Source organism: Lacinutrix sp. C3R15 (genome assembly GCF_018860825.1).
Lineage (GTDB): Bacteria > Bacteroidota > Bacteroidia > Flavobacteriales > Flavobacteriaceae > Oceanihabitans.
The window spans coordinates 387,165-405,430 of record NZ_JAHKPZ010000015.1; the positions used below are offsets into that span (position 1 = coordinate 387,165).

Sequence of the window (18,266 nt, forward strand, 5' to 3'; positions counted from 1 at the left end):
ATTTTCTTTTAGTTTTCATTAATAATGGATTCCTGCTTATACAGGAATGACAAATTAACTCAGTATTTCTTTCAACTTTTCCACCATTCTATACACATCTTCAAAGGTGTTGTATAAAGGCACAGGAGCACAACGTATAACATCTGGCTCTCTCCAGTCTGTAATAATATGTGCTTCGGTTAGTTTTTTATGTAAACTTTTATCGGCATCTTTTACTTGAATAGATAATTGGCAACCACGTTCTTTTGGGTTTGAAGGTGTGATTATTTTTATTTTTTCGTTATTCAAATTGTTAATTAAAAACTCAAAATATCCAGTTAGTTTTATCGATTTTTCACGAAGTGCATCCATTCCAACTTCATGAAACATATCTAAAGATGCTTTAATTGCTGCCATAGATAATATTGGCGGATTACTAAGTTGCCAACCTTCGGCTCCAGGAATAACGTCTAGAGGTTGACGCATGTTAAATCGTGTAGATTTATTATGGCTCCACCAACCAGCAAATCGTTTTAAATCTTTATTATGCGCATGTTTTTCATGCACAAAAAGTCCGCCTAAACTTCCTGGTCCAGCATTTAAATATTTGTAAGTACACCAAGCGGCAAAATCTACTCCAGAATTGTGAAAGTCTGGTTTTATATTTCCTGCTCCATGCGCTAAATCTATACCAACCATACAGTTTTTAGCATGACCTAAATCGGCTATTTTCTTTATGTCTAAATATTGTCCTGTATAATAATTTACACCTCCAATAAGTAGTAATGCTATTTCCTCTCCTTGTTCTTCAAGAATGGTTTCTAAATCTTCTATATGTAGAAGTTCTTCTCCTTCACGAGGTTTCCATTCTATTACACCTTCACTAGCATCAAAACCATGAAATTCTAATTGTGTTTGTACTGCGTATCTATCACTAGGGAAAGCATCACTTTCAATTACAATTTTATATTTTGTTTTTGTTGGTTGGTAAAAGCTTACCATTAACAAATGTAAGTTGGTTGTTAAGGTATTCATGATAACAACCTCAATTGGTTTTGCACCTACAATTTTTGCCATGGATTCTGTTAAGAATTCATGGTAAGGCATCCAAGGGTTTTTAGCTTCAAAATGACCTTCAACACCAAAATTGGCCCAATCTTTTAGTTCTTGTTGAATATATTCTTGTGTGCTCTTTGGTTGTAAGCCTAATGAGTTACCAGTAAAATATAGCCAGTCTTTTCCATCTGTATCTTTAGGTATATGAAATTGGTCTCTATAGTGCGAAATTTGGTCGTTTTGGTCTTGCTCTTTGGCGTAATCTAGACCTTGTTTGTAGTTAGACAATGTGCGTTGTTTTTCGGTTTCCAACAAAAATAAGAATTATTATTTTAGGAATGAAGTACAAAAAATAGCATTATTAAATCTGTGATTTTTTGGTATCTTTAAGATTAAAGCAATAGGTTATGAATAAAGTTAAAAGATATACAAACGGAGAATTTACAGTAGTTTGGGAGGCTGAAAAATGTATGCATTCTGCTATTTGTGATGGTGCGCATACCAAACAAGCTTTATAGGTTAAAAGTAATTTAAGCATAAAAAAAACGCTTTGTAAAAAATAATACAAGGCGTTTTTCAATTTATATAGACGCAATAAATATTGCGGAGGGTATTTTATATACGTAACAAAGAGGTGCTTTGGATGTTTTATTTTCAAATTAATTTGAATTAATTTGAATTTTTGAAAAATTAAGATTCCAGTTTTCTCCTTTTTTAATGTGATCTGTAGCAATGAAAATGCCATTAAAACCTTTATAGTTTTCAAAAGTAGTTATTAATGTAGGTGTTTTAGCATTGCCTTTTCTGTAAATCCATTCTTTAATAAAATAGTTGTTATCATAATAAAAATCATAAGCATCACCAGGAGTGTAGCCTCCTTTATTAGAGTATGTTAGTGTGATTTTGTTTAGTAATGAGTTGCTTATAGGAGCTTTTTCTTGTGAAGGTTTTGTTATGGTTGTGTTACTATCCCAAACCAATTGAAAAGGAGTTAATAACCAAAATTTATCATTTATAAAACTTTGATCTGCTTTACGTGAAGTACTGTCTAATGTTTTTCGGTTGAAATTAATAGTGTCTTTGTTGCTAATTAAAGTGATATCATTTGTTTTAGGTTTCCAGCTCCAGGATCTTTCAAAAAGCGTACTGTCTTTATCTACATTAAAAGTGAAATCTATTTTTGAAACTTTATTCCAATTTTTAAACCCATGAGCATTGGCTATTTTTTCTGCTATAGAAAGTTCTTTTTCTATCCCTTTTTTTTCTTCCTTGTTACAAGAAATTAAGACAAATAGTATACATGCTAAAAAATAGGTGTTTTTCATGATTTCTAATTTTTATCAAAGATAGCGAAGATTTAAAGAGGAAATGGAACATGGTAAATCAAAAAAAAACTGTTTTAATACAAATAAAACCACATGAAACGATAAGGTGGAGGTAAGTATGTTTTAGAAGTTTTTAAATAAAAAAAAAGCCACTTAATGCCTTATGAATTAGATGCGCTATAAATACGTTTCGTTTTTATGTGTTATTTTAGATGTTTAAAACCACAATTATGGATGCTAAACCAGATTATTTTAAAGTAAATAAAGCCACATGGAATGATAAGGTAAAAGTACATGCAGCAAGTGATATGTACCATTTAGAGGACTTTAAAAAAGGAAAAAGTTCTTTAATGCCTTATGAATTAGAAGCGCTTGGTGACGTATCTGGAAAAAGGCTTTTACATTTACAATGTCACTTTGGGCAAGATACCTTAAGTTGGAGTAGGTTAGGTGCAAAATGCGTTGGTGTTGATTTAAGCGATGCAGGAATTGCTTTGGCAAAAGATTTAAATGCAGAGCTGCAACTTGATGCAGAATTTGTTTGTTGTAATGTTTTAGAAACTTCTGCACATGTAAAAGAAACCTTTGATATTGTATTTACCAGTTATGGTGTGATAGGTTGGTTGCCAGATTTAAAACCATGGGGAAAAATGATTGCTGAAAAACTAAATACAGGAGGTGTGTTTTTTATAGCAGAATTTCATCCTATTGTGTGGATGTTTGATTATTTAGAAGCGAAGCCTATTATGAAGTATGGTTATATGCAAGAGGAAGTGATTTATGAAGAATACGAAGGTACTTATGCTAATCAAGACTCTACAATAGTAAGCAAAGAGTATGGTTGGAATCATGGTTTAAGCGAAGTAATAAACGCTTTAACAGAAGCAGGGTTGCATATTGAGTATTTAAACGAGTATGATGCATCTCCTTATGATGTATTGCCAAATTTAGAAGAAACAACATCTGGAATGTATGTTAGTAGAGATAAATTGTATCCTTTAATTTTTACATTAAAAGCAACAAAGTTATAATATAGCAACCTGCAAGGTAAAAACCTTACAGGTTGTATTTTTTATTAATGTACTTTTTTTAAAACCTCAGGCATTTTAGCTTGAAAACGTTTTAACCTTGGTATAGATACACCTTGAATGTATCTGTTTTCAGGGTGAAGCCTCTCATAGTTTTGATGGTAGTCTTCTGCAATCCAAAATTTTTGAAAAGGGTATACTTCTGCTGCAACTGGCTTTTTTAATTTTTCTGCTAAGGCTTCTTTTTTATTTAATATAATTTGCTTTTGTTCTTGGTTTTGATAAAAAATAATAGAACGATATTGTGAACCATGATCAGGACCTTGCCCATTTACTTGTGTAGGGTTTTGCGATGCAAAATAAACATCTACTAAAGTAGCAAAGCTTATAATTTCTGGGTCATAAATTATTTCAACAGCTTCGGCATGTCCAGTTTTTCCTGTATTGCTATCCTCATAAGTTGGGTTTTCTGTATGGCCTCCTGCGTATCCTGAAATAGATTCTTCAACACCATTTACACTTTCAAAAATAGCTTCTACACACCAAAAGCATCCGCTAGCAAAATACGCTTTTGCTTTTCCGTTTTCTAAAGCAATTTCTATTGGTTCTGCATTTATTATAGCTTGCTGTTCTTTCTTAACTTGTGCTGTGTTATTACAGCTAAATAAAGCAATAAGTATAAAAGAGAATAAAAAACTTTTTTGCAATTTCATTGAGTGTATATTTTATATGTAAGTCGTAAACAGGTTCTATTCCTTAAAAAAAAATATAAAAAAAAGCCTTTACAAAAAGTAAAGGCTTTTAAATATGATGTAAAAATGGATTATAGTTTAGCAAACAATTTATCCATTTTTTCTTTTTGTTCTTCCGCTAAAGTAGCATCTACTAAAATACGTCCACTGTGCTCATCTGTAATAATTTTTTTACGACTAGCAATTTCAACTTGTACTTGAGGTGGAATAGTAAAGTAAGAACCACCAGCAGCACCTCTTTCAATAGGCACAACAGCTAATCCGTTTTTTACATTAACTCTAATTCTTGTGTAAGCAGCAACTAAACGATCTTCAATAGATTCTTTATAATCATCCGATTTTTTGATAAGTGCTTTTTCTTCTTTTTCCGTTTCGGCCAAAATAGCATTTAATTCACCTTGTTTGTGTTTTAAATGTGTTTGACGTGCTTTTAAACGGTCTTTAGTTTGAGAAATTACTTCTTTCTTTTGCTCAATTTGTGCTTTAAACTCTTTAATGTGTTTTTCTGCTAATTGAATTTCTAATTCTTGAAATTCAACCTCTTTAGTAAGCGAGTTAAATTCTCTGTTATTTCTAACATTTTTTTGTTGCTCAGCGTATTTTTTAATTAAAGATTTTGCTTCTTCAATTAAATTCTTTTTTGAGCCAATGTCATTATTGATAGTTTCTAAACTTAATTCAAGTTTATCTAATCTTGTATTTAAACCAGCAACTTCATCTTCTAAATCGCGAACTTCTAATGGAAGTTCTCCGCGTACGTTTCTTATTTCGTCTATGCGAGAGTCTATTAGTTGTAAATCATACAATGCTCTTAAGCGCTCTTCTACAGTTACTTCTTTCTTTTTTGCCATACTTTAAAAATATTGAACAGGATTGGTGTTTGTCTTTGATAAAACGACTGCAAAATTAGTAATTTTTTTTGTAAGATGTGCTACTAAACCGTTTTTTGTGTACTGTTCGCTTTCATAATGTCCGATATCTGCCAATATAATGCTGTTTTCAGCAGAAAAAAAGTCGTGATATTTTAAATCTGAAGTCACTAAAATATCTGCTTTTGAGTGTTTTGCAGCCTGAATAGCAAAACTACCAGAGCCACCAAGAACAGCTATTTTTTTTATTGGTTTATTTAATAATTTTGAGTGTCTTATACAGGAAGCCTTCATTTTAGCTTTTAAATAGGCTAAAAAATCGGATTCAGACATGGCGTTTTCAAGTTCGCCAATCATTCCCATTCCTATGTGTTGGTTTTTGTTTTCTAGTGTTATAATTTCATAGGCTACTTCTTCATAAGGATGCGCTTTAAAAAGAGCTTGTAAAACTGTAGATTCTGCATGTTTAGCAAAGGTTACAGAAATTTGTGTTTCTGCTTCAGTATGTAACTCTCCTTTGTTTCCTACAACAGGATTTGTTTGCTCATTGCCTTGAAAGGTGCCAATTCCTTCAGAATTAAAACTACAGTTACTGTAGTTGCCAATATTTCCTGCTCCAGCTTTAAAGAGTGCTTTTCTAATATTTTCGGCCTGTTTTGTTGGAGCAAAAGTGGTTAGCTTTTTTATGGTTTTGGCTTGCGGAATTAAAATACTTGTGTTGTTTAGTTGTAATTGTTTGCATATCATGCTGTTTACGCCTTGCCATGCATTGTCTAGTGCTGTGTGCATAGAATAGATAGCAATATCATTTTTTATGGCTTTAATTACAACACGCTCTACGTAAGTTTTTCCTGTAATATTTTTTAGTCCTTTAAAAATTATTGGGTGAAAACTTACTATAAGGTTGCAATTTGTTTCAATCGCTTCGTCAACAACTTCTTCTAAAGTATCTAAGGTAACTAAAACACCTGTTATTTTTGTGTTTTTGTTTCCTACAAGTAGACCAACATTATCAAAATCTTCTGCGTAAGCTAAAGGCGAAAATTCTTCTAAATAATGTATAACATCTTGTACTATCATAAAAAAAAATATGTTTAAGTTCAAATATAAAAAATTACTTTAAGCGGATAGTTTTTATTTTTTGTTTATTGTCACAGGTTACTACATAAAAAAAATCTTTTCTTTGTATTTTAAATATAACCACTTGTGATTTTACATTAATGAAATTTTTACGATATATTTTATTTCCTATTGTACCCATTTACTATGCTGTAACTTGGTTGCGTAATTATTTTTATGATATTGGTGTTTTTAAATCTAAAAGCTATCATTTTCCTGTAATAGCAGTTGGTAATTTAAGTGTTGGAGGAACCGGGAAAACGCCAATGGTAGAGTATTTAATTGGGTTTCTAAAAGATAAAAAACACATTGCTACTTTAAGTAGAGGATATAAAAGAAGTACTGAGGGTTTTTATTTGGCAGATAAAAATGCCTCTGCTAAAACTTTAGGAGATGAGCCATTTCAGTTTTATAGAAAGTTTAAAAATGAAATTGATGTAGCTGTCGATGCAGATAGACAAAATGGTATAGCGCATTTAATGCAACAAGAAAAAGCTCCTGAGGTTATTTTGTTAGATGATGCTTACCAGCACAGAAAAGTACAAGCTGGATTTTATATTTTATTAACTACTTATCATGATTTATTTACTAAAGATTGGGTTTTGCCAACTGGTAATTTGCGCGAACCTAGAGCAGGAGCAAAACGAGCAAATTGTATTGTGGTAACTAAATGTCCTGAAAATTTAAATGCATTAGAAAAAGATAAGATCATAAAACAAATACAACCAAAGGCAAGCCAACAAGTTTTTTTTAGTACGATACGTTATTCAAATTATGTTTTATCTGAAAATAAAAAACTTAATCTAGAAACCTTACAAGATTTTACATTAGTAACAGGTATTGCAAATGCTACACCTTTGGTAGATTATTTAAAAGCAAAAGAATTAAAATTTAAGCATTTACATTATAAAGATCATTATGACTTTACAGATGCAGATATAGCATTGTTTAGAGAGCAGTCTTTAATAGTAACTACAGAAAAAGATTACGTTAGGTTGTTGCCTTTTGACTTGCAGGACAAGGTGTTTTATTTGCCTATAGAAATACATATAGATAAAACAGAAGCTTTTAATACTAGTGTTTTAGATTTTATACTTACTTAGTAGTTGTTTCTTCTTTAATTAATGCTTGGTATAGCTTTTTTTCAAAGTCTTCTTGTTTAAAGGGTTTAGATATGATGTCATCAAATCCTGCGTCTTCAAATTCCTGCATTTTATCTTCAAGAGTAACAGCTGTTAAAGCAAATATGGTAAGTTCTTTATTAAAGCCTTTAATTATTTTTGTAGCTTCAAGACCACTAATTCCTGGCATATGAATATCCATTAAAACAACATCGTAATTTGTGGTTTTTACTTGTTCTACTGCATCTTCTCCATTATCAACAATGTCACAATTAAGATTCATTTTGTTAAGAATTTTTTTAGTAATCATTTGGTTTATTTTGTTGTCTTCAACTACTAAAATTTTTATTGTACTCAATTCTATTTCACTTATGTTTTTAAAATAATTCTTTTTGCTATCTTCTTCTTCAATTACTTCGTCTGTATGGTTTAACGGAATTTCAAAAATAAAGTTAGAGCCTTTACCTAGTTCACTCTTTAGGTAAATTTTTCCTTTTAATATATCTATTAAACCTTTTACAATAGAAAGACCTAAACCAGTACCACCATATTTTCTGTTAATTTGAATAGATCCTTGAGAGAAGCTTTCAAACATGTTTTCTTGTTTCTCTTTACTTATACCAATTCCGTTGTCTTCTATTTCAAACCTTACAAAGTAACTTTCCTCTGTTTTATTAATCATATATACTCTAACCCAAATATCTCCATCTTTTGTGAATTTAATTGAGTTACCAATGAGGTTAATTAGTATTTGTGATATTTTTAATTGATCTGCATTAAAGTTTTCAGGTAAGTTTTTGTCGTACTCAAAGTGTATTTTTATGTCATTATCAATAGCAGAGTTGTTTAATGCTGCAATTACGTTAGCTACTTTCTTTTTTAAATTAAAAATTTCAGGTTCAATCTCTACTTTATTGGCTTCTATTTTATTAATTTGAAGAATGTCATTTATAAAAGTTAACAAGTAGTCTCCAGAAAATTTTAAAGATTTTAAATGTTGAATTTGTTCTGGTTTAGGGTTTTCATCTAGCAGCATATTGCTTAAACCGGTTACAGCATATAAAGGTGTTCTTAACTCATGTGTTACTGTAGATAAAAAGTTGGCTTTGGTTTTTGATGCTAATTCTGCTTTTTCTTTAGCTAGAATTAATTCGCCATTTTTTTTATGTAACATATTGTTTGTTTTTAACCTAATCCTGTTGTTTTTGTATAAGGATAAAGTTAATAAAGACAATATGGTAATTAATGCTACACTTAAAATGGCAGTTAGCTTGCTTAGATTTTTTGAGTTTTGGAGTTCTTCAAGATCTGCAGCTTGTTGTCTGTGGTATTCTGTTTGGTTTTTTAATAGAAACTCTACACGTTTTTCTGGAGATACGTTTTGTCTTTTAACATTTAAAAGAGAATCTGATATTTGAATGTGTTTTTTTAAATATTCATTTGCAAGTTTGTAGTTTTCTGTTTGTTGGTTTAAGTCGCTTAAAACCAGATATCCTTCACTTAAAATATTATCAAAATCATTGTTCTTAGCTTCATTAACTCCGTTGTTAACAATTTCTATGGCTTTACCTGTGTTATTAAGTTTAGCGTGTATTATGCCTAGGTTAATTTGAGCACTACTATGTATTTTTTTTAAATTAAACCTACTAGATAATGCCAAAGCGTTTTCAAAAAATATTTTTGCTTTTTTGTAATCTTTTAAAGCTAGGTAGGTTTGGCCTTCATTAAGTTCTACTTCTGCAACAAACTCATTTAATCCTTCTTGTTCAAAAAGGTTTTTTGAAGATTTGTAATAATCTAAGGCAGTACTATATTCTTTTTTAGCAACATAAACATTACCAAAAGTTTTATAAGATTCTGCAAGGTTAATTTTGTCTGAGGCAATGCGTTGAGTAGCAACGGCTTTTGTTAAATGCTTGATTGCTTCATTGGGTTCTTCTAAGATATATTGAATTTTTCCAAGTTTAGAATGTATTATTCCTATACTTTTTTTGTCGCTAATAGTAGTGGCATAAACAAGTGCATTTTCAAGTTCTTTCTGCGCATCAAAATAGTTTGCGTTTTCTAAGTCTTTTTGGGCTAACCTAATAAGATTCTCTACATTATGTTGTATAGATTCTTCTTCTTGAGTAGTGGCTTCTTGTGTAAAACCACTGTAACTCAACAACATTATAATAGCACATATATAGCAGTTGATTCGGAACATGTTTAAACTGTAATAGTAACAAATATAATTATATATTCGATAAAAGTTAATTATTTACCGATAAATTGCTAATTAAATCAATAATTCTACTAGAATAGCCTGTTTCATTATCGTACCAGCCAATAATTTTTACCATGTTTCCTATGGTAGATGTCATTTGCGCATCAAAAATACAAGAATGTGTATTACCTACTATATCTATGGATACTATTGGGTCTTCAGTATATTCTAAAATGCCCTTATACTTGTTTTGTGCTGCTGTTTTAAATGCGTTATTAATTTGTTCTATACTTACTTTTTTTTCTACATTAAAAGTAATGTCTGTAAGTGAACCATTTGCTACAGGAACTCTAATACCACAGCCACCAATAACATTAGATAAGTCTGGAAATATTTTGGTTAGTGCTTTTGCAGCTCCAGTGGTAGTTGGTACTATAGATTGGCCAGCAGCTCTTGCACGACGTAAATCGCGATGTGGTTGGTCATGTAAACTTTGGTCTGTAGTATAGGAGTGTACTGTTGTAATGTATGCTTGTTTAATGCCACAAAGTTCTTTCATAATGGCAATCATTGGCGCAGCATTGTTGGTAGTACAAGAAGCGTTAGAGATTATTTTTTCATTACCATCTAAAATAGATTCATTGACACCTAAAACTACTGTTTTAATAGAGTCATCAATTGGAGGAACGCTTAAAATAACGCGTTTTGCTCCGTTTTTAATATGATGTAGTAAAGAAGCTTCGGTTTTAAATTTTCCTGTAGCTTCAATAACAAAATCTACCTGAAAGGGTTTCCAATTAATAGTTTCTATTTGTTGGTTGTTTAATAGCGGAATATTTTTACCGTTAACAAGAATATGCTCTTTATTAAAAGAAATGTCTTCATGAAAAATACCATGAATACTATCATATTTTAGTAAATGACTTAGGGTTTTTGCGTCTGCTAAATCATTTATAGCAACAACTTGAATATTTGGGTTGTTTTGTAGTAATCTAAAAACGCGTCTACCAATTCTTCCAAAACCGTTTATTGCAACATTAACCATTAGTTAATATGTTTTTGGGCTTTGTATGAAGAACGCACTAAAGCGCTACTTTCTACATGACGAAAACCAAGAGATAAACCTATCTCTTTATATTCTTCAAATTGATCTGGATTAATAAACTGCTTTACTGGTAAGTGTTTTTTACTAGGTTGTAAATATTGGCCAATGGTAACTACATCTACATCATTAGCTTTTAAATCATGTAACGTTTCTATAACTTCTTCTCTAGTTTCACCTAGTCCTAGCATAATTCCAGACTTTGTACGTCTTTGCCCTTGTTGTTTTAGGTATTTTAAAACCCCTAAACTTCTGTCGTATTTTGCTTGAATGCGTACTTCTCGAGTTAAGCGTCTTACTGTTTCAATATTATGAGAAACAACTTCTGGAGCAACATCAATAATTCTATCTATATGTAGTTCTACTCCTTGAAAATCTGGTATAAGTGTTTCAAGGGTAGTTTCCGGATTCATTCTTCGAACAGATTTTACGGTTTCGCTCCACATGATGCTTCCCATATCTTTTAAATCGTCACGATCTACACTTGTTAAAACCGCGTGTTTAATGTTCATTAACTTAATAGAACGCGCTACTTTTTCTGGTTCGTCCCAATCTACTGTTTCTGGTCTTCCTGTTTTTACACCACAAAAACCGCAAGAACGTGTACAAACGTTTCCAAGAATCATAAATGTAGCAGTACCTTCTCCCCAACATTCTCCCATATTTGGGCAACTTCCTGAAGCGCAAATGGTATTTAGTTTATACTTGTCTACTAAACCACGAAGTTCTGTGTATTTTTTACCTGTAGGTAACTTTACACGAAGCCATTTTGGTTTTGGTTGACGTTCTGGTAATATATTTGAAGCAGTTTTTGTATCCATTTACTTTGTAATTTCTAAGTGCAAAGATACAAAGTATTCTATAAAAAAAGACTTTATAGAATAGTGATATACCAAATACTAAATGCTATTAAAAATATAATACCTAATATACTTAAAACATGAAGCGCTTTTGAAGGATGCCATTCTTTAGGAGTATGTTTACCACTAATAAGTGTGTAGTTTATAATGGCGTAAAAAGGAGCCGTTAAAAAAGATAAAATAGTTGCTATTTTTATAAGTAAACCCATTTCTGAATTAAAATAAAAAAAGATTAGGATACTACCAATAACTAGAAAGATAATCCAGGCTAAATAGCCTTTGTTAAAAGTCTTATCTGTTAGTAGTTCCATAGTTTTGTTCATTGCTCTTGGAGAAGCATCTAATGTAGTTAGCGTAGTGCTAAACATGGTTGTAAAAGCAGCAATGCCAATTAAAATATACGCCCAGCTACCAAGACTTTTTGTGTACATTAGTATTAACTGATTTGAAAAAGCAGCAGCAGAGGTACTAAACGTATTGCCACTATTATGCATGACTAAATAGCCTAGTAAAAGAAAACTAATACCTAAAAATATGGCTACCACATAGCCAATGTTATAATCTAATAAAGCAGATTTTGGTGTGTATTCTTTTTCTTCTTTTTGTTTTTCTATAGTCCATAAAGATTGCCAAACAGCTACATCTAAAGGTGCAGGCATCCAACCCATAAAAGCAATAAGAAATGCAATTTCAATACTGTTTTTTGGAAGTATTTGTGTAAAAGATACACTTGCGTCTTGTTTATAAAAAGCAAAAGCTACCGCAATTAAGGTGCTTAAGGTAAGTGTGATAATGATAATTTTCATTACTCTATCTAATAATTTGTATTTACCTATAAACAGTATGACTAAGCAAATACATAAAATTATAATGGTCCAGGTTTTAATGTCAATAAAATCTCCAAAAAGTGTGGTGGCTAAGCCAGCAGTAACAATAGTAACAGCAGCTTGTATGGTAAACATAGTTGCTATGTTAAGTATAAAGTAAAAAACTAAAACGCCTTTACCTAGTTTTTTATAACCATTTAAAAGACTTTCTCCTGTTGCCGAAGCATAACGAGGTCCGAATTGAAAAAAAGGATATTTAAATAAATTAACCACCAGTAAAGCCCAAAGTAAACCAAGGCCAAAATCTGCTCCAGCTCTTGTAGATTGTACTAAATGCGAAACACCAATTGCAGCTCCAGCAAATAATAACCCTGGACCAAGCTTTTTTAAAAATTTTGACATTAATTTTTTTGAATGATTTCTGCTAATAATTTTTTAGCTCTTAAGAGTTTTACCTTAACATTATTAATAGGTTCTTCTAGTTTGGTAGAAATCTCTTTGTAGCTTAATTCTTGAAAGTACCTAAGATTAATAACTTCTTGATAATGCGGTTTTAACTTTTTTATATCGCGAAGTAATTTTGCTAAGTTTTGCTCTGTAATAAGTTTGTCTTCAACAGAAGGGGTTTCGTCTAGAATTTGAAATACAGAGTCTTCGTCATCTTTAGATATTTGGGTAGAAATAGATCGTTTTTCTTTTCTTAAAATATCTATATGAATGTTTTTAGAAATAGTAATAAGCCAGGTTTTAAATTTAAAATCTGTGTTATAGGTTTCAATTTTGTCAAAGGCTTTAGAGAAAGTTTGAATGGTTATATCTTCTGCATCGTTTTCATTTTGAATACGTTTTAACTGAAAACCATATACGTCATCCCAAAAGGTATTTAATAAAAAATTAAATGCTTTTTGCTTGTTCTTTTTAGCTTGTTGTATCGCTTCTTCTATTTCCAATATTTAGGTTTTGCAATAAGATTGGTTATAAATATAGTTAATTGCATGGCAATTAAAAAAATCTCTAAAAAAGGGAGAAAAAAAAGAAGGTCTCTTTCTTCTAGTTTTTTTGAAGTTTTACCAAATACAATATAAAAAACAAGTATTCTTAAAATAAATAAAGGTAAAACTACTTGCCAAGCAAAGGTTGTGATAAGTAATATTAATGCTAAGGTCCAAAATAAAAATTGTGAAATGTAAAAAAGAGCAAGTAAAGATTTATGTAGTGGTTTGTAGTACTTAGCAGTAGAAACGTGTCTTCTTTTTTGTAAAATCCAGTCTTTAAATGTGGTTTTAGGGTTAGAAATAGTAAAGCTATCTTTAGTAAAACAAATGCTTGTGTTTTTGTTTGTAGCAATTTGGTTTATGAATAAATCATCATCACCAGAGCGTACTTTTATGTGGTTAATAAATCCGTTTGCTTTAAAAAACTCTTCTTTTTTGTAGGCTAAATTTCTGCCAACACCCATAAAAGGAATTCCTGATTTAGCAAAAGAAAAATATTGTAAAGCCGTTAAAAGGGTTTCAAACCTAATTAACTTATTTAAAAAGGACTTGTTTGTTTTTGCATACGCTCCATAACCAAGCACAATGCTTTTTGAGGTGTTAAAATGCGAAGTTATTTCTTTTATCCAGTATTTTGAGTTTGGTATACAGTCTGCATCTGTAAATAGTAAATAATCGTTTTTAGATGCTTTTATACCTAGAGTTAAAGCGTACTTTTTGTTGCCAAAAAAAGCTTCAGTAGGTACAATGTTTACTATTTTGATATTGTTGTTATTGGCCGCAAAATCTTCCATGATGCTTAGTGTTTCATCATGAGAGTTGTCGTTTATTAAAACAATTTCAAATTCTGGATATTCTTGGTTTAATATATACGGAAGAAATTTCTTTAAATTTTCGGCTTCATTTTTAGCGCAAATAATAACAGAGACTCCAATATGTTTTGGAGTTTCTTTCTGCGGACTTAAAAAAGCGAATTTTGAAAATAAGAAAAGATAATATATTAGTTGAATACTTACTACTGCAATAAATGCGTAGAAGATAATATTCAGTATAATCATGCAGTATTAAGAATGTTGAGGTTCACTACAGTCTTTGTATTGTTCTGGAGTTTTACCGCAAAAACCACAAGATTCTCCTTCTTTATTTAACATAGGGTTTTGGCTAGCACATGTACCTGCAAATTTACCATCTTTTTTTGCCCAGATTTTAATTGCTATTCCTGCTATTGCTATACCTAAAAGTACTAATGTTATTGCTAGTAGTTTCATGTGTGTAATGTTATAAATTATTTTTTACAAAGATACTACTTTTTAAGAAATGGATACATTAAAAAAGCCTCGCTTTTTAAAACGAGGCTTTTTGAATTTTTGGAAAAAAGTAATTTACTTTTTTAAACTAATTTCTGCTACAGATTTTTCTACAGATGCATTTTTATTTCCTCCTTTAGGTTCTATGGTTATGTTTAAACCTAATGCGTTTTCTGTATATGGTAAAGGTATTAGTTGGCTGTCTGATTCATTTAATATACCTAAGCTTACCATTTTATCTTGTACTTCTGCCCAAATTTGGTAGCATTGTTCTTCTGGTAGTTGCGGTAAAGAAACCACATCTATCATTGAAGTTTTTTCAATAGGGTTTATATATGCAACGGTTTTTAAGTTTTTAGCTCTAGCGTTTCCTTTTATAATATATTTTTGGGTTTCAGGATTGTTAAGCTGTTTAAATTGTTGCATAATATCACTTAACAATTTATTGTTTTTATCTATATCGCTACGTAGGTCAAAAATTTCATCTGCTATTACTTCATTTTCTTGAAGTAAATCTTGATTGTTTAAGTAAAACATAAGTGTAGATCCTGCAAAAACTAAAGCAGCTATACTTGCAGCTATACTAAATTTATACCAAGTTCTTTGATTTGGTATTGCGCGTAGTGTTGCAACTGGTTTTTCGTCGAGCTCAGAAAGGATATTGTTTAATAGGTGTTCTGGAGCTTCTATAGCGTTACTTTTAGCAACAATTTCTAGATTGTTTTGCAAAGTATTGTATGCATCTTTAACTTCTGGATATTTAGAAATGTAAGCTTCTACCTTTGCAGTTTCTTCTTTGCTGGTATTGCCTACTAGGTATTTATCTAATAGATCTGAATTTAAAAATGTAATTATTTTATCATTCATGACTTTTTTATTTCTGGATTGTAAATCTTTTTTAATTCACGTAATCCTATTTTTAATCTTGATTTAATTGTACCAAGCGGAATATTTAATTCGTCACTTGCTTCTTGTTGTGTCATACCTTCAAAAAAGAGGGCGTTTATTACTATTTGATATTTTTCATCTATTGATTTTAGATGTTTTTTTATATCAATTACGTCTTGATTTAAACTATTGCTTGTTAGTTTATATACGTTAGAACTTTCTATTTGGATTTCTTTACTTTGTTTATTAGATACAGATCTTACTTTATCTATTGCTGTATTGTATGCAATTCTATATAACCAGGTAAAGAGTTTTGCTTTTTTAGCATCATAGGTATGTGCTTTTTTCCAAACCTTAATAAAAGTTTCTTGTAATGCGTCTTGTGCTAAATCGCTATCAGAAATGATTTTTGATATAACACCAAATAGCGTATCTGAGTAATTTTGGTACAACAAAGTAATGGCTTTTTTGTCGCCTTCTTTTAGTAAGCTAACTATTTGTTGTTCTATTGGTGTGCTCAAAAGGTCTCTTGTTTAGTGTTTAACTAACTTATATAAACCAAAGTTATATATTTATTTGATAATTAAATAATATTTACTTCTGCTTCTATATTTATATTAAAGATACGATTAATTGTTTGTTGTATTAATTGAGATAGTTTTAGTATCTCTATTCCTTTTGCATCTTTGTAATTTACTAATACTAAAGCTTGTTTTTTATGTACGCCATAATTACCAAAACGTTTTCCTTTAAAACCTGCTTTTTCTATAAGCCAACCAGCAGGTATTTTTACAGTTGTGCTGGAAACTGGATAGTTGGGAATTTCAGGAAAATTTTCTTTTAATTTTTTAAAATCGTTTAAAGAAATTACAGGGTTTTTAAAAAAACTTCCGCTATTTCCTATTTCTTTTGGGTTTGGTAATTTACTTTCACGAATTGCAATTACTGCTTTAGAAACGTCTTGAATGGTAGGTTTTTTTACATTCATTCTTTCTAATTCATTTGTAATTGCACCATAATTAGTGTGTAATGTATGGTTGTTTTTAGTGAGTTTAAAAGTAACGCTTGTAATTATATATTTTCCTTTTAACTCTTGTTTGAAAATAGAATTTCTATAGTCAAAATTACAATCTATATTGGTAAATGTCTTGGTTTTTTGACTTGCAATTTCTAAAGCTTCACAAGAAACAAAAGTATCTTTTAGCTCTATACCATAAGCGCCAATATTTTGTATAGGAGCTGTGCCAACATTTCCAGGGATTAAGGATAGATTTTCTAATCCTCCAAAATCATTTTGTAAACACCATAGTACAAACTCATGCCAGTTTTCGCCAGCTTGGGCTTTTACTAAAACCGATGTTTCCTCTTGGCTAACAATTGTTTTTCCTTTTAATTGAATGTGCATAACTAAAGCATCAATATCTTTGGTTAGTAGCATATTACTTCCACCACCAAGAATAAACCTTTTAGTATATTCTGGTAGTTGAAGTACGTTTTTTAAGCTCTCAATAGAGCTTATAGCAACAAAATGCTTCGCTTTAGCATCAATACCAAAAGTATTGTGCTTTTTTAAAGATATGTTATGTTGTATTTGCACTAGTCTTTGTAAACTTTAAGAGCTTCTTTTATAATGTGTACAGCTTTAATTAAGCTTTCCTTTTTAAGTACATAAGCAATACGTATTTGGTTTAAGCCAACTCCAGGAGTAGAGTAAAAACCACCAGCAGGTGCTACCATAACGGTTTCTCCATCTACGTCAAAATTTTCTAGAAGCCATTGGGCAAATGCATCGCTGTTTTTTACAGGTAGTTGTGCAATACAATAAAAAGCTCCTTTAGGTGTTGCTACTTGTACACCTTCTATTTTTTGTAACTCTTCTATTAATATGTTACGTCTTTCTACGTATTCTTCAATAACATCATCAAAATAACTTTGTGGTGTGTTTAAAGCTGCTTCACTAGCAATTTGTGCTAAGGTAGGTGGGCTTAGTCTTGCTTGTGCAAATTTTAAAGCTGTTTGTATTACGGCTTTGTTTTTAGAAACTAAACATCCAATTCTAGCACCACACATGCTATATCTTTTAGAAACAGAATCAATCATTATTGCATGTTCTTCTAATCCTTCTTCTTGCATGATAGAGTAGTGCGTATTACCATCATAAGTAAATTCTCTATATACTTCATCGGCAATTAAAAACAAATCATGCTTTTTTACAATTGCTGCAAGTTTTTTAATTTCTTCTTTAGAGTATAGGTAACCTGTAGGGTTTCCTGGGTTACAGATAAGTATGGCTTTGGTTTTTGGTGTTATCAGTTTTTCAAATTCTTCAATTGCTGGTAATGCAAAATTATCTTCAATTTTAGATATTACAGGAACTACTTGTATTCCAGAAGAAGTTGAAAAACCATTGTAATTTGCATAAAAAGGTTCTGGAATAATAATTTCATCGTCCACATCCATAATGCTTCCAAAGGCAAAAAGCAAGGCTTCACTTCCTCCTGTGGTTACAATAATGTCTTCATGATTTACATCAATATCTTTATTAGAATAATAGTTAGCTATTTTTTTTCTGTATTCTTCAGAACCTTCAGATCTTGTATAGGCTAAGACTTCAAGAGAGTGTACTTTAACAGCATCTAAGGCTATTTGAGGTGTCTTGATATCTGGTTGCCCAATATTTAAATAGTATATAGTCTTTCCATTTTTAGTAGCTTCCTCTGCAAAAGGAACTAGCTTTCTAATTGGCGATTGTGGCATTAATTGCCCTTTTTTTGAAATTGCTGGCATCTTATATGTATTAAAGTGCAAAGTTGCGAAAATTAAATCAAATTG

At 30.8% G+C, this 18,266-nt stretch carries 18 protein-coding genes; 2 read left to right on the top strand and 16 right to left on the bottom strand.

All coding sequences use genetic code 11. The features are described 5' to 3' along the window. Positions 1-54 precede the first annotated feature (54 nt). The gene (gene kynU / locus KO494_RS07135) at positions 55-1,323 is read right to left on the bottom strand and encodes a kynureninase (RefSeq protein ID WP_215966905.1); all 1,269 of its coding nucleotides are present in this window, start codon (positions 1,321-1,323) and stop codon (positions 55-57) included. Positions 1,324-1,694: 371 nt separating this feature from the next. Next, entirely contained in the window at positions 1,695-2,360 is a 666-nt protein-coding gene (locus KO494_RS07140; RefSeq protein WP_215966906.1) for a hypothetical protein, read from the bottom strand. A 230-nt stretch (positions 2,361-2,590) separates the two neighbouring features. On the opposite strand from KO494_RS07140, the gene KO494_RS07145 reads away from it, so the two are divergent. Then, positions 2,591-3,391 carry a bifunctional 2-polyprenyl-6-hydroxyphenol methylase/3-demethylubiquinol 3-O-methyltransferase UbiG gene (locus KO494_RS07145; protein ID WP_215966907.1) on the top strand — a complete coding sequence of 267 codons (801 nt, stop codon included), beginning with the start codon at positions 2,591-2,593 and terminating at the stop codon, positions 3,389-3,391. Between the two features lie 44 nt (positions 3,392-3,435). Here the strand turns inward: KO494_RS07145 and msrA are convergent, their stop codons facing one another. The 3 genes from msrA to KO494_RS07160 all read right to left on the bottom strand — a co-directional run bounded on the left by msrA (position 3,436) and on the right by KO494_RS07160 (position 6,089). Beyond that, a complete protein-coding gene (msrA, locus tag KO494_RS07150) occupies positions 3,436-4,101 on the bottom strand; it encodes a peptide-methionine (S)-S-oxide reductase MsrA (RefSeq protein ID WP_215966908.1) in 666 nt (221 codons plus the stop codon). Between the two features lie 110 nt (positions 4,102-4,211). Next, positions 4,212-4,991 carry a zinc ribbon domain-containing protein gene (locus KO494_RS07155; RefSeq protein WP_215966909.1) on the bottom strand — a complete coding sequence of 260 codons (780 nt, stop codon included), beginning with the start codon at positions 4,989-4,991 and terminating at the stop codon, positions 4,212-4,214. Between the two features lie 3 nt (positions 4,992-4,994). Continuing rightward, positions 4,995-6,089: a Nif3-like dinuclear metal center hexameric protein gene (locus tag KO494_RS07160; RefSeq protein ID WP_215966910.1), complete on the bottom strand. Its 1,095-nt coding sequence runs from the start codon at positions 6,087-6,089 to the stop codon at positions 4,995-4,997. Between the two features lie 140 nt (positions 6,090-6,229). On the opposite strand from KO494_RS07160, the gene lpxK reads away from it, so the two are divergent. Further along, positions 6,230-7,231: a tetraacyldisaccharide 4'-kinase gene (lpxK, locus tag KO494_RS07165; RefSeq protein ID WP_215966911.1), complete on the top strand. Its 1,002-nt coding sequence runs from the start codon at positions 6,230-6,232 to the stop codon at positions 7,229-7,231. Here lpxK and KO494_RS07170 read toward each other — a convergent pair. The 11 genes from KO494_RS07170 to KO494_RS07220 all read right to left on the bottom strand — a co-directional run bounded on the left by KO494_RS07170 (position 7,224) and on the right by KO494_RS07220 (position 18,221). Continuing rightward, entirely contained in the window at positions 7,224-9,455 is a 2,232-nt protein-coding gene (locus KO494_RS07170; protein ID WP_252730343.1) for an ATP-binding protein, read from the bottom strand. The two genes, lpxK and KO494_RS07170, sit on opposite strands and share 8 nt — an antisense overlap. A 46-nt stretch (positions 9,456-9,501) precedes the next feature. Continuing rightward, a complete protein-coding gene (gene gap, locus KO494_RS07175) occupies positions 9,502-10,500 on the bottom strand; it encodes a type I glyceraldehyde-3-phosphate dehydrogenase (protein WP_215966912.1) in 999 nt (332 codons plus the stop codon). After that, the gene (lipA, locus tag KO494_RS07180) at positions 10,500-11,378 is read right to left on the bottom strand and encodes a lipoyl synthase (protein WP_215966913.1); all 879 of its coding nucleotides are present in this window, start codon (positions 11,376-11,378) and stop codon (positions 10,500-10,502) included. The genes gap and lipA overlap by 1 nt, the downstream gene beginning before the upstream one ends. A 53-nt stretch (positions 11,379-11,431) precedes the next feature. Beyond that, entirely contained in the window at positions 11,432-12,646 is a 1,215-nt protein-coding gene (locus KO494_RS07185) for an Nramp family divalent metal transporter (RefSeq protein ID WP_215966914.1), read from the bottom strand. Continuing rightward, entirely contained in the window at positions 12,646-13,194 is a 549-nt protein-coding gene (locus KO494_RS07190) for an RNA polymerase sigma factor (protein WP_215966915.1), read from the bottom strand. The genes KO494_RS07185 and KO494_RS07190 overlap by 1 nt, the downstream gene beginning before the upstream one ends. Beyond that, positions 13,185-14,297, bottom strand: a complete 1,113-nt coding sequence (locus tag KO494_RS07195; RefSeq protein WP_215966916.1) for a glycosyltransferase — start codon at positions 14,295-14,297, stop codon at positions 13,185-13,187. Before KO494_RS07195 ends, KO494_RS07190 begins: the two co-directional genes overlap by 10 nt. 6 nt (positions 14,298-14,303) lie before the next feature. Beyond that, positions 14,304-14,507, bottom strand: a complete 204-nt coding sequence (locus KO494_RS07200; RefSeq protein WP_215966917.1) for a membrane or secreted protein — start codon at positions 14,505-14,507, stop codon at positions 14,304-14,306. A gap of 114 nt (positions 14,508-14,621) precedes the next feature. Next, complete coding sequence (locus KO494_RS07205; RefSeq protein ID WP_215966918.1) at positions 14,622-15,413, bottom strand: anti-sigma factor domain-containing protein; 792 nt, start codon at positions 15,411-15,413, stop codon at positions 14,622-14,624. Then, on the bottom strand, positions 15,410-15,955 hold the full coding sequence (locus KO494_RS07210; RefSeq protein ID WP_215966919.1) for an RNA polymerase sigma factor: 546 nt from the start codon (positions 15,953-15,955) through the stop codon (positions 15,410-15,412). The genes KO494_RS07205 and KO494_RS07210 overlap by 4 nt, the downstream gene beginning before the upstream one ends. Positions 15,956-16,017: 62 nt before the next feature. Further along, complete coding sequence (murB, locus tag KO494_RS07215) at positions 16,018-17,031, bottom strand: UDP-N-acetylmuramate dehydrogenase (RefSeq protein ID WP_215966920.1); 1,014 nt, start codon at positions 17,029-17,031, stop codon at positions 16,018-16,020. Further along, positions 17,031-18,221, bottom strand: a complete 1,191-nt coding sequence (locus KO494_RS07220) for a pyridoxal phosphate-dependent aminotransferase (protein ID WP_215966921.1) — start codon at positions 18,219-18,221, stop codon at positions 17,031-17,033. Before KO494_RS07220 ends, murB begins: the two co-directional genes overlap by 1 nt. Positions 18,222-18,266: the final 45 nt, after the last annotated feature.

Bases quoted from the DNA above. Each gene is read 5' to 3' on its own strand.
- KO494_RS07160 (WP_215966910.1), bottom strand. From the start codon at position 6,089: ATGATAGTACAAGATGTTATACATTATTTAGAAGAATTTTCGCCTTTA.
- KO494_RS07195 (WP_215966916.1), bottom strand. From the start codon at position 14,297: ATGATTATACTGAATATTATCTTCTACGCATTTATTGCAGTAGTAAGT.
- KO494_RS07145 (WP_215966907.1), top strand. From the start codon at position 2,591: ATGGATGCTAAACCAGATTATTTTAAAGTAAATAAAGCCACATGGAAT.
- KO494_RS07170 (WP_252730343.1), bottom strand. From the start codon at position 9,455: ATGTTCCGAATCAACTGCTATATATGTGCTATTATAATGTTGTTGAGT.
- KO494_RS07200 (WP_215966917.1), bottom strand. From the start codon at position 14,507: ATGAAACTACTAGCAATAACATTAGTACTTTTAGGTATAGCAATAGCA.
- KO494_RS07185 (WP_215966914.1), bottom strand. From the start codon at position 12,646: ATGTCAAAATTTTTAAAAAAGCTTGGTCCAGGGTTATTATTTGCTGGA.
- KO494_RS07140 (WP_215966906.1), bottom strand. From the start codon at position 2,360: ATGAAAAACACCTATTTTTTAGCATGTATACTATTTGTCTTAATTTCT.
- KO494_RS07205 (WP_215966918.1), bottom strand. From the start codon at position 15,413: ATGAATGATAAAATAATTACATTTTTAAATTCAGATCTATTAGATAAA.
- KO494_RS07220 (WP_215966921.1), bottom strand. From the start codon at position 18,221: ATGCCAGCAATTTCAAAAAAAGGGCAATTAATGCCACAATCGCCAATT.
- gap (WP_215966912.1), bottom strand. From the start codon at position 10,500: ATGGTTAATGTTGCAATAAACGGTTTTGGAAGAATTGGTAGACGCGTT.
- KO494_RS07155 (WP_215966909.1), bottom strand. From the start codon at position 4,991: ATGGCAAAAAAGAAAGAAGTAACTGTAGAAGAGCGCTTAAGAGCATTG.
- lipA (WP_215966913.1), bottom strand. From the start codon at position 11,378: ATGGATACAAAAACTGCTTCAAATATATTACCAGAACGTCAACCAAAA.
- msrA (WP_215966908.1), bottom strand. From the start codon at position 4,101: ATGAAATTGCAAAAAAGTTTTTTATTCTCTTTTATACTTATTGCTTTA.
- lpxK (WP_215966911.1), top strand. From the start codon at position 6,230: ATGAAATTTTTACGATATATTTTATTTCCTATTGTACCCATTTACTAT.